General features: G+C 59.4%; 14 protein-coding genes and 1 pseudogene. 7 read left to right on the forward strand and 8 right to left on the reverse strand.

All coding sequences use genetic code 11. The features are described from left to right. The 3 genes from U5O12_RS16395 to U5O12_RS16410 form a co-directional block, all read right to left on the reverse strand. On the reverse strand, window positions 1–315 hold a 315-nt coding region (locus U5O12_RS16395; protein WP_322579679.1), incomplete at its 3' end, for a putative quinol monooxygenase. A 478-nt stretch (window positions 316–793) separates the two neighbouring features. Continuing rightward, the gene (locus U5O12_RS16405; protein ID WP_322579680.1) at window positions 794–1,861 is read right to left on the reverse strand and encodes an alkene reductase; all 1,068 of its coding nucleotides are present in this window, start codon (window positions 1,859–1,861) and stop codon (window positions 794–796) included. Between the two features lie 198 nt (window positions 1,862–2,059). Next, entirely contained in the window at window positions 2,060–2,470 is a 411-nt protein-coding gene (locus tag U5O12_RS16410) for a helix-turn-helix domain-containing protein (RefSeq protein WP_322579681.1), read from the reverse strand. Between the two features lie 234 nt (window positions 2,471–2,704). Here U5O12_RS16410 and U5O12_RS16415 point away from each other — a divergent pair, with 234 nt between their 5' ends. Next, window positions 2,705–3,052, forward strand: a complete 348-nt coding sequence (locus U5O12_RS16415; protein ID WP_322579682.1) for an NIPSNAP family protein — start codon at window positions 2,705–2,707, stop codon at window positions 3,050–3,052. After that, on the forward strand, window positions 3,049–3,768 hold the full coding sequence (locus U5O12_RS16420; RefSeq protein ID WP_322579683.1) for a helix-turn-helix transcriptional regulator: 720 nt from the start codon (window positions 3,049–3,051) through the stop codon (window positions 3,766–3,768). The genes U5O12_RS16415 and U5O12_RS16420 overlap by 4 nt, the downstream gene beginning before the upstream one ends. A gap of 102 nt (window positions 3,769–3,870) precedes the next feature. Here the strand turns inward: U5O12_RS16420 and U5O12_RS16425 are convergent, their stop codons facing one another. After that, window positions 3,871–4,653 (reverse strand): SDR family oxidoreductase, encoded by a 783-nt coding sequence (locus U5O12_RS16425; protein WP_322579684.1) that lies wholly within the window; start codon window positions 4,651–4,653, stop codon window positions 3,871–3,873. Beyond that, complete coding sequence (locus U5O12_RS16430; RefSeq protein WP_322579685.1) at window positions 4,650–4,961, reverse strand: nuclear transport factor 2 family protein; 312 nt, start codon at window positions 4,959–4,961, stop codon at window positions 4,650–4,652. Before U5O12_RS16430 ends, U5O12_RS16425 begins: the two co-directional genes overlap by 4 nt. Before the next feature lie 110 nt (window positions 4,962–5,071). Here U5O12_RS16430 and U5O12_RS16435 point away from each other — a divergent pair, with 110 nt between their 5' ends. Both U5O12_RS16435 and U5O12_RS16440 read left to right on the forward strand, forming a co-directional pair. Further along, window positions 5,072–5,425, forward strand: a complete 354-nt coding sequence (locus U5O12_RS16435; RefSeq protein ID WP_322579686.1) for a helix-turn-helix domain-containing protein — start codon at window positions 5,072–5,074, stop codon at window positions 5,423–5,425. A 94-nt stretch (window positions 5,426–5,519) separates the two neighbouring features. Then, the gene (locus U5O12_RS16440) at window positions 5,520–5,669 is read left to right on the forward strand and encodes a hypothetical protein (RefSeq protein ID WP_322579687.1); all 150 of its coding nucleotides are present in this window, start codon (window positions 5,520–5,522) and stop codon (window positions 5,667–5,669) included. 22 nt (window positions 5,670–5,691) lie between these two features. On the opposite strand, the gene U5O12_RS16445 is transcribed toward U5O12_RS16440, so the two are convergent. Further along, window positions 5,692–6,318: an outer membrane beta-barrel protein gene (locus tag U5O12_RS16445; RefSeq protein WP_322579688.1), complete on the reverse strand. Its 627-nt coding sequence runs from the start codon at window positions 6,316–6,318 to the stop codon at window positions 5,692–5,694. Between the two features lie 242 nt (window positions 6,319–6,560). Here U5O12_RS16445 and U5O12_RS16450 point away from each other — a divergent pair, with 242 nt between their 5' ends. Further along, window positions 6,561–6,884 carry a hypothetical protein gene (locus tag U5O12_RS16450; protein ID WP_322579689.1) on the forward strand — a complete coding sequence of 108 codons (324 nt, stop codon included), beginning with the start codon at window positions 6,561–6,563 and terminating at the stop codon, window positions 6,882–6,884. Window positions 6,885–6,898: 14 nt separating this feature from the next. Here the strand turns inward: U5O12_RS16450 and U5O12_RS16455 are convergent, their stop codons facing one another. Continuing rightward, a complete protein-coding gene (locus U5O12_RS16455) occupies window positions 6,899–8,068 on the reverse strand; it encodes an IS4 family transposase (RefSeq protein WP_322576703.1) in 1,170 nt (389 codons plus the stop codon). Window positions 8,069–8,207: 139 nt separating this feature from the next. Between U5O12_RS16455 and U5O12_RS16460 the strand changes: the two are divergent. Beyond that, window positions 8,208–8,352, forward strand: a pseudogene (locus tag U5O12_RS16460) (transposase); the annotation flags it as partial. 262 nt (window positions 8,353–8,614) lie between these two features. On the opposite strand, the gene U5O12_RS16465 reads toward U5O12_RS16460, so the two are convergent. Beyond that, window positions 8,615–9,379: an SDR family oxidoreductase gene (locus tag U5O12_RS16465; RefSeq protein ID WP_322579690.1), complete on the reverse strand. Its 765-nt coding sequence runs from the start codon at window positions 9,377–9,379 to the stop codon at window positions 8,615–8,617. A 93-nt stretch (window positions 9,380–9,472) separates the two neighbouring features. Here U5O12_RS16465 and U5O12_RS16470 point away from each other — a divergent pair, with 93 nt between their 5' ends. Continuing rightward, window positions 9,473–10,402 (forward strand): AraC family transcriptional regulator, encoded by a 930-nt coding sequence (locus U5O12_RS16470; RefSeq protein ID WP_322579691.1) that lies wholly within the window; start codon window positions 9,473–9,475, stop codon window positions 10,400–10,402. Window positions 10,403–10,566: the final 164 nt, after the last annotated feature.

Genomic DNA, 10,566 nt, shown 5'->3' on the forward strand with positions numbered 1-10,566 from the left:
GGCCTGAAACCCGTATCCCGGCCAGAAGACTGCGTCAGCCTGGTAGATGTCCATGGTCAGCTTTCCATCCGATAGCTGGGCCATGGTCTTTGCAAACTGCCGCGAGGCCTCTACGCGAAAGTGCACCTGCAGTGCGGCCATATCGGCCCAGCGTTCCACGAAGACAAAACGGCGCGGCAGGGCCACATCGCGGCTGACCTCGTGGGACACACACCCTGGCTCAGTGCGGGAACGCAATACGTGCTCGACGGCCAGCTTCTGCATCGCTTCGTCCGCGTCTTCGCGGGCCACGGCACTGCCTATGACGATGATCATGACTTTCACTCCTTGTTGTTGCACCAGACTATGCATCACAAAGGAAGGCGATGACCGCAATGCAGATTAACAACGGCAAGGCCTGCATGCACCTGAACTGATCATCAGACGCGCAGCGGCTGGCGAACGGGCGCGTGCTGCGCCATCAGCGCCACAACCCAATCGGTGAACACCCGCAACCCGCAGCTTGGCGCTGACATGCCGGTTGGGCGGGAAGGCCAGGTGCAGCGGCTGCAGCTCACCGAGGGCCAGGTTTTCCAGCACCATAAGGGGCGGCCCTGGCCGTGACGCATAAGCCTTTGCGCGGGAAGACAATGATCTGCTTTTCTGTAAATCGCTTTGTCACGTCCAAACTCCCGTCGTATGAGATTGGACTCCAGGGTTAGCTGCTATTCAGATCTTGGGGGACGTCGTAGCCCCCGCCGAATATGCGCAGGCAGCTACAATTTTGTAGTGGCATGCGTGCGCACTTTGTGGACTAGGCCATCGGCGGGTAGTCTGTATAGCCATTTTCGGAACCGCTGTAGTAGGTTGCGGTGTCCGCAGTGGCCAGCTGCGCGTTTACGCGGAAGCGTTCCGGCAGGTCCGGGTTGGCTATAAACAGCGTGCCAAAAGTGATGGCGTCGGCAAGGCCGGTTTGCAGTGCCTGTTCTGCAGACTTCTGGTCATAGCCAACGTTGAGCACAAGAAGCCCTGAGAAGCGCTTGCGAGCCTCTGGCGCCAATAACTTCACACCTTCTGGAAGGGCTGCAGGTTCCATGAAGTGCAGTATCCCGACCTTCTTCTTTTCCAGCGCCTCCACTGCGAACATGTAGGTCTGTTCAAGATTCGAGTCGCCCATGTCGTTGTACGGAATGCGCGGCGACAGCCTGACCGAGACACGCTCTGGGCCAAAGACCTTGATGGCAGCGTCCGTAGCCTCAAGAAGGAAGCGAGCCCGCTTCTCAATGGTGCCGCCATATTCGTCGGTTCGCTTGTTTGGGCCGTCCTCCAGAAACTGGGCGGGCAAGTACCCATTGGCGCCGTGCACCTCCACACCGTCAAAGCCTGCGTCTTTGGCAGACTGTGCTGCTTTTTCGTAGTCTGCAATAGTGGCCTTGATTTCATCGATGGTCAGTTCGCGTGGCATCACAGACGGTTTGACGCCTTCTGGCGTAAACGCTTGGCTATTGAATGGCACTGCCGATGGGGCGACCGGTAGTTGTCCGCCATGGAAATCGGGGTGAGAGGCTCTGCCGGTATGCCAGAGTTGGGCGAATATGAGGCCGTCGGCTTCATGGACAGCCTGTGTCACCTTCTTCCAGCCCGCAATCTGCTCGGGGGTATAGATACCGGGGGTATTCGTCCATCCGACCGCTTGGGCGCTGATCTGGGTGCCTTCCGTAAAAATAAGGCCCGCTGATGCGCGCTGCGCGTAATAGCTTGCCGTCAAGTCATTCGCAACTTGATCCTTGGATCGGCCTCTTGTCATCGGTGCCATGAAAACCCGATTTTTGAAAGTGAGTTCTTTGTTCCCCACGGCGGTTAAAAGCTTTGAATGTTTCATATTTCCTCAGGTATTCCATTTGATGTTTGTCCGCCAACTAGCACGATGAAGGAGGGTGACGGTTCGCACCGTCCGTCTCCAAGAGCAGACAAAGCCAATGGTATACATTGGAAACCTGACGTCAACTAGGCACTTCAAATCGCCCTAGTAGGGTTGAAGATACCTGCCGCCAAAGGGCGGCGTCGACCGACATCTCACTCAGGCCATGAAATGGAGCAGCCGTCCATCCGGACTTGCCGTTTCGCTTGCCGTTGCGTCGAAGGTTTGCCGGGCGGCGTCAACCTCTGGCAGCTTCACAAGCGTCCACTTGTGCAGCGCCTGAAGCGGCTCGCGCAAGGTGCTGCCCAGCGGCGTGACGCGATACTGCACCGCGACCGGCGAAAGCGAAATCACCTCTCGCGACACCAAGCCGTTGCGTTCCAGCCGACGCAGACATTGAGTGAGCGCCTTTTGGGTAACACCCTGCAGCCGACGACGGATGGCATTGAAGCGCTGCGGGCCATCATCCAGCACGGCCAGCACCATCATCGACCATTTGTCAGCGATCTGATCGAACAAGGCCCGGCTAGGGCATTCGGATGAAAAGCAGAGCGGTTCCAGTTCAAGCATGGAGGTTTCTTTCTATCTATAGACCCAGGCGACTTTTGGTGCCAAACCAACACTAGGTTTACAGGATAAACCATGCGGCGCTGGCTAGTGCAAAACCCAATTCCGCCAAGCATTCGTCCTTTCAATGCATCTGGTACGTCAAATGCGCAGTGGCTGGAATCATTTCGTCACCCACCAAAGCATTACCCGCATTTGCCTCTGAGACTCTTCTCATCACCATCCAGAGGAGCCTTCATGCCCATCACCTGCTTCATCCGCTACGAAATCGCCCCCTTCCAGAAAGACCAGTTCACCACCTACGCCGAGAACTGGGCGCGCATCATCCCCCGGCTTGGCGGGCATTTGCTGGGCTACTTTGTGCCGCACGAGGGCAGCAACTACGAGGCGTGGGGACTCATCGCCTTCCCCAGCCTGGCGGCGTATGAGGCCTACCGCCAGCGCCTGCGGGCAGACGATGAAGCCAAAGCCAACTTTGCGTTTGCGCAGCGCGAGCGCTTCATCTTGAAAGAAGAGCGCACCTTCCCCCAGGCGGTGCCCGCCAGCTACCTGCAGCCACCCACGGGCTATATTGCGGCGGCATGAACCCCGCGCCCACTCACCCCACGTACGAACCCAAGCTGGCCAGCGTGGCCGCCGTCATTGCCGACGCCACGCGCTCGCGCATGCTGAGCTATCTGCTGGCGGGCGACTACGCCAGCGCGGGGGAGCTGGCGCGGGCCGCGTCTGTATCGCCAGCCACGGCCAGCGGTCACCTGGGCAAGCTGATGGCGGCCGAGCTGCTGGTGTGCGAGCAGCGCGGGCGGCACCGCTACTACAAGCTAGCCGACGACGAGGTGGCCCACGCACTGGAGGCGCTGGCGCTGATGGCCGAGCGCCGCACCCACACCGCCGCCTGGGCCAACCCCACGCGCCAGCGGCTGCGCTTTGCGCGCTGCTGCTACGGGCACCTGGCAGGGCAGCTGGGTGTGGAGATGTTTTCGCAGCTGTTGTCCAAGGAATGGCTGGCCCCGGCGAGCGATTGCTACCTGCTCACAGCACAGGGCACGGCGGGCTTAGGCGCGCTGGGCTTTGCGGTGGATGGCCTGGAGAAGGCCCCGCCCTCCACCCGCGTGGCCTACCGCTGCCTGGACTGGTCCGAACGCCGCGACCACATGGCAGGCAAGCTGCCCAAAGCGCTGCTGACGCATTGCCTGCAACACGGCTGGCTGCGCCGCCATGACGGCGAGCGCGCGCTGGAAGTGACGCCGCTGGGGCGCAAGCACCTGGCGGGCTTGCTGCCTTCGGTCAACGCGTTATGAATGAAATTGGCCTCTAGACCTCGTGGAATATGCGCAAGCAGCTTCTGTTTTGATAGCAAAACCAAGCGACCCGCGAACAAGAAGCTTTAGCGTCGCCTGGGTTCAAACCGTGGGGACCGTCCCGCCGTCGATGACGTACTCCGTGCCGGTGATGGACGCAGCGCGCCGGGAGGCCAGGAAGGCGATCAAGTCCGCCACTTCTTTCGGCTTGGCGGGCCGCCCAAGGGGGATGCCGCCCAGCGAATCCATGATGATTTTTTTGCCGCCTTCGTAGTCGGTGCCCGCGTCAGCCGCGAGGCGCTGCGCCAACCGCACAGATGCTTCGGTCTCTATCCAACCCGGAGACACACGCACCACGCGAATCCCTTTGGGCGCCACTTCCTTCGACAGGCTTTTGCTGTAGGCCGACAGTGCGGCCTTGGCGGCAGCGTAGGCCGTGGTGGACTCCGGCAGCGGCAGCTCGCGTTGGATGGATGTGACATGAATGACAACGCCAGAGCGCTGCGCAAGCATCTGTGGCAAAAGCGCGCGGTCGATGCGGACTGCGGCCATCAGGTTTTGCTCGATGGCATTGGACCACTCAGCGTCGTCCAATGCGGCAAAGCCCCCCGCTGGCGCGCTGGAGCCGCCCACCACGTGCACCACGATGTCGATGCCGCCCAACTGCTGCTGCACTGCCGTGGCCAGCGCGGCGCAGCCAGCAGACGTGGAAAGATCGGCCTGTACAAAGAGCACGCCTTCCGGCAAGGCGCCCGGTGCAGACCGCGCGGTGGTCATGACGGTGACGCCAGCTTCGCGGAGCACGTCCACCACCGCTGCGCCCACACCTTTGGTACCGCCTGTGACGAGGGCCCTACGCCCTTGCAGCTCAAGTTGGAAGCTCATAGCGTGATTTCCAACGAGGCGATTTTGTTACCTTCGAGGCCGAAGAAAAAACGCAGGTCTACAGGGCTGCCGGGAAAGTTGCCAGTCAGCCGGTTGGTGACGATGGTCTTGCCGTCTTTCTCGTCAACCGCCAGACGCTCGCTGGTGTAAGTGTACTTTTTGGACGATTCGGTTTTCCATAGCTGGATGGCGGCCAAGCCCGTGTAGGTGTGGCCTTCGTCTTTGACCACGGCATTGGCAGTGAAGCAGTGGGTAAAGGCATCCGGGTCACTTTGGTCAGCTGCGAAGTACTGGTCGATGGGGTTCATGGTGGGGTTTCCTTGACGGTGGAGTTGATGAGCCCGCAGTATCGAAATAAACTCCGTAAAGAACAAGTACACACGAAAAAGTAAGGTACTTACTGAAAGGTTTGCCCGATATGGAAAAAGAATGGACCCCCACCACTGCCGCCGATGGGGTGGAGCAGGCGCTGAAAATTCTGGAGGGGCGCTGGAAGCTGGTGATCCTGTTCCATTTGTTTGGCGGCAAGCTGCAGCGGTTCTCAGACCTTGAGCGCCTGATACCCGCCATCTCGCAAAAGATGCTGATTCAGCAGTTGCGGCAAATGGAGACGGACGGCGTGGTGCGGCGCATCGTGCACCACCAAGTGCCGCCCAAGGTGGAATATGGGCTCACCGATTGGGGGCAGGCCTTGTGCCCCGCCCTGGATGCGTTGCTGACGTGGGCCGCGCTACGCGACAACAGCCCTGAAGCAAACCCCACCGGGGATTGACGGCGCAGCGGGCTGCACAGCCATGAGGGCGAACACGCCTAACGCTGCTGGGGCGCAAGCACCTGGCGGGCTTGCTGCCTTCGGTCAACGCGCTGTGAAAAAATGGGCCGCTAGCCCCCGTGGAATATGCGCAAGCAGCTTCTTTTTTGATAGCAAATTGCGCCTGCTGGCCATCGTCAACAACCGTTGGCGCGACCAGATGGTGGCCGGCCTGCGCAAGACCGGGCGCATTGCCGAGTCATAGGCCGAGCATCAGGCAAGGACCTTCAGAACTTGTAGCCCAGCGTGACCTGCGCGATGGTTTCTTCCGGGAGGGAATACACGGCGGTCACACCGCCAACCACCAGGCGCTTGTCGTCATAGGCGACCATTTGAATCTCGCCCTGAACGAAGACGTGCTTGCCGAAGAGCCTGGTGTAGCCGACGCCGTATCCCAAACCGCTGGTACGGAATCGGTCAGGTACCCAGCCCGCACCGGCGACACCCACCGTCTCTACTTTGACTTCGTGGTAAGCCACCTTTGCATAGATTGCAGACTTGTCGTCCAGCGCAAATGTCGGCTGCAGATAGATTGAAGAGTGATCGTCCAGGGTAGCTTTGACCAAACCTGACAATCCCCGCGTTGTTCCAGCGTTCAATTGGCTCAGATCGTAGCTTCCGCCGACGCCCAGAAGCCATTTGTCGGTGAGCGAGAAGTTGTAGGTGAGACTCAACTGGGGAATCATGTCAGCGTTATTCCATGTGTAATGGCCGCCAACGCTGTCTTTCTCGGTGATTTTTGGCTGGACATACGCCAACCCCACGCCAACGTTGAGACCCTCAAATTTGCTGGCCTGCGCAAAGGCTGCATTGGACAGAAAGGCCAAAGCAAAAATCGAAATGAATGTTCTCATGGGCTTGGAAAGGTGGGGAAGGTGTTCTGGAGCGCTGCAGCCGTCAGGCACCTGCCAGGCTGGACAGGTTGCAACCAATTTTATTTTAATCGGAGATGGCCCGTGCGCGACAGACCCATGCCGGGTGAACGTTGACTACTTCAGTTATCACTACTGTCCGGCAAATTTTCCATCAAAGTAGTCAAAACCTAGACTGGGCGCGGGTTCCCAGATGATTTGCGATTCCGGCGATTTGAAACAGTTTGACTCTGCCCAAAGGCTCCATTGTGGTGCTGTACCGGGGCTATATGGACTTTGCCCGGTTGTACATGCTGGTGCAGCGTGAATGCAGTTTCGTGGTTCGTGCCAAAGACAATTTGAGCTTCAATTGCGTCCACGCCAATCCCCCTGATACCAAGGTCGGCGTGTACTCAGATCAGACGATTACGTTGACTGGGGAGCGCTCCAAGAAGGGCTATCCCGAACCGTTGCGCCGGGTACGCTTCTATGACGCGGTGAGTTGTCTGGAGTTGGTGTTGCTGACCAACCGACTGGACTTGTCTGCATTGACTATTGCCGCTCAGTAGTGTCCCAACGTTTTTCAGAGGAGAACGAGCTGTTGAGGCTCGGAACTCAGATCTGAATCCGCTGAGGGTGGTGTAAGTAGTTGATTTATTGGGGTTTGTTCAAACATGGTCAGGCTCAGGATTTGTAGGATTTCGTAAAGGCTGTGATGCTCAAGATGCAGACGTTTCTTTGTTATGGCGATCAGCACGTAGGTGCACACCGCGATCCAAATTTGCGTCTTCACGGCGTTCTCGCTGGTACCCAAAAAAGCCTTGATGCGCAAGTGCTGCTTGATCCATTTGAAGAACAACTCGACCTTCCAACGCTGGCGATACAGGTCGGCAATGAGTTCGGGTTTCAAGGCGAAGTTGTTGGTCAGAAACGTGATGCGCTTGCCGGTTTCGTCTTTGACGACAACCCTGCGCAAAGCGGCTGGGTAATCCTTGCTGGAGTAGAAAACCGTGAGCACGCCGATCTGGTCGCAGATGACGTTGCTGGTGTTGCGGTCCACGGGGTTGGAGTAGCGCCGCTTGAACTGGGTATTGCTCTTGGCACGCGTCACGAAGAAGGCCTGGGCCTGATGAATGACATACAGCCTTTTGAAGTCCAGATACCCGCGATCCAGCAGGTAGAAGGCCCCGGCTTCGAGCACCAAGTCGTCCATCACATTGACCTCGTGGGTCTTGCCATCGGTGATGTGAATGAAGCTGGGGATGGAGCCATGCAGATCCAGCAAGGTGTGCAGCTTGATAGCGGCCTTGGTGGAGCGAAACGGTGCCCACGGATGCAACGACAGACACAAGTCGATGGTGCTGGCGTCGAACGCATAAACGGCCGCATCCAGGTCGATTCCCAGTGGCTCCTTGGCATACAGCGGTCTGGCCATGCCAATCAGGTGTTGGGCAAAGTCGGCGTAAATCTGCCATGGACGAGTGGCATTCGCATTGGCCAGTGTGTTGCGCGAAATCGTAGAGCAGCGAAAGCCCATGTGGTAAAGCCGATTGGCTTGCGCCCGCAGGTTGACTTCGATATCGCGAAGGGACTCCCGGTAGGTCAGTTGCGCAAAGGCCATGGCGAAGAACTGGTCCAGGCACGAGAAATCTTTGACCTTGTGGTCGCCCCGATGCTTGGCCACACACCTGCGAAAGGTGCTCATGGGCAGATAGGCCATGAGCTGAGAAAACACGAGCTTGCCTTGGTGCATACCGGCCCTTCGCGCTCTCGCGCAAAAGGCCACAAGTCTGACGCTCGACGTTCAAATCGAGACCAGACCGGAATGTCGAATTCTGCAAGCAAATCATTAACTTACGAAGTCCTGATGTGAGAACGTTGGGACACTACTGATTGCCGCTATCAACAAGCAGCGCTGGCAGGTAGAGTTGTTCTTCAAGTGGCTCAAGCAGAACTTGAGCGTCAAGCACTTCTTTGGCAATTCCCTGAACGCTGTGAAGTCACAAATCTGGATTGCGGTGTGTACGTATCTCATGGCTTTGATCGCCCACAAGCCGTTTCAATCCCAAATATCGCTGCGCAACTTCTTGCACTTGGTGGAGGTCAATATGTTCGAGAAGATATCTCTGTCACGGATGGTGAGCAACGCACTCGACGCAGATGAGATTGAACAGGTGCAGCGTCAGGCGGAGCTGTTCTGATACTTCAGGGAAATTTACCGGACAGTAGTGCAATCACAAGTCAAATAGGCCTCCAGTCCCCGTGGAAGCTGCGCAAGCAGCTTCTGTTTTGATAGCAATCAGGGCTGCGCCAAAGCGATCGCATCCGCCCCTGCCGGGATGCCCATGGGGGCCGTAGGGTCTGTCACCGCACGCCACACCGCTTGCACCACATCCTGCGTGTGTGTCACCGGCGCGGCGGCGTCGCCCATGCCAGCGAACACACTTTGCATGAAGTCGGCATAGGCCGGGTGGGTACTGCTGGCCATGCGGGGGCGGGCGTTGGCGCCAAAGCTGGTGCTGGGTGCACGCCCCGGCAAGACCAGCCGGGCGCGCACATTGAAGGGCGCCAACTCCAGTGCCAAGGATTCGGTGAACGCATTCACCGCCGCTTTGCTGCTGGTGTAGACCGACAGCAGCGGCAGCGGTTTGAGCGTGACGCTGGAGGTGACGTTGACCACCACACCCGCACGCCGTTGCCGGAACTGCGGCAGCACGGCCTGCGTCATGGCCATGGTGCCGAAGGTGTTGGTCTCGAAGATCTCGCGCACGCTGGGCATGGCTACGCCTTCCATTGGTGCCAGCAGGCCCACTCCGGCGTTGTTGACCAGGGCGTCGATGGGGCCGGCCTCCTCCACACAGCGGCGGATGCTGTCGGCATCGGTCACGTCCAGCGCCAGCATGCGCAGCCGGTCCGAGGCGGGCAACAAGTCCTCACGCGGAGTGCGCATGGTGGCCACCACGCGCCAGCCTTGGTCGAGAAAGTAACGTGCTGTCTCCAGGCCAAAGCCTGAGGAACAACCGGTGATGAGAACAGTGGGGATAGCGGTGTGAACGGCAGACATGAACAACTCCTTGGATAAGAGTTGCGTACGATACGGGCCTAAAGCCGTACTAACTATGCTTAAATAACCGCTTATTTGTAGAGATAGTCCAATATGGTTGATCCACTGGCAGAAGTCGTTTCGTTGTTGCAGCCTGGTGCGCCATTCTCCAAAATGGTGGTGGCGTCGGCCCCCTGGGCGGTGCGCCGCACCGAGCTGGGCCAGCCGTTTTACTGTGTGGTGCTGGAGGGCAGTTGCCAGCTGACAGTAGACGGCCCCGGCCGCAGCGACACCATGACCCTGAACGCGGGCGACTTTGCGCTCATTCCCGCCGCACGCAGTTTTGCGACCTCCAGCCTGGACCGGCCGCCGCCCCGCGCGGGCGAGGCGGTGAACACGCCCATCGCGCCCATGCCGGGCGGTGCGCGCGTGGGCGACCCGGATGGCGCGGTAGACGTGCGCATGCTGGTGGGCAACTGCGTGCTGGGCTCGCCCGACGCTGCGCTGCTGGTACCGCTGCTGCCGCAGTGGGTGCATGTGCGCAATGAGCCACGCCTTGCCACCCTGGTGCAGCTGCTGGGCGACGAGACCCGCGCCGACCGGCCTGCGCGCGACATCGTGATGGCGCGCCTGCTGGAGGTGCTGCTGATAGAGGCGTTTCGGTCCAGCGCGAGCACAGCGGCATCACCGGGCCTGGTGCGCGGTTTGTCGGACCCCAAACTGGCACTGGCGCTGCGCAGCATGCATGCGCAACCCGCAGCGCCCTGGAACATGGCCCAACTGGCGCGCGAGGCGGCCATGTCGCGCTCCGCATTTTTTGACCGCTTCAGCCGCACGGTGGGCATCACCCCCATGGACTACCTGCAGACCTGGCGCATGGCCATAGCCCAGCAACTGCTGCGACAACGCGCGCTTCCCATCGCCGAGATTGCAGAGCGTGTGGGCTACAGCTCGGTCAGCGCCTTCGGTGTCGCCTTCACCCGACTTGTGGGCGTTTCACCGGGGCGCTACGCCAAAGCTGAGGCGCAAGCAACTGCAGCGTGAGTAAGCTTAGCCACACCCCACAACGTGGGTGGACTGCACCATGCGACGGGGGAATGGGTGCCCATTGGAGTCTTGCCACCAAGGTGGCTTTCCCTTTTGCACCAGATGGGCAGACGCGCCCCGACTCCCGCAGCGGATGTCATGTCGGCTGATAAAATCGGCAC

Origin of the sequence: Rhodoferax sp., assembly GCF_034519335.1 — a bacterium.
Lineage (GTDB): Bacteria > Pseudomonadota > Gammaproteobacteria > Burkholderiales > Burkholderiaceae_C > Allorhodoferax.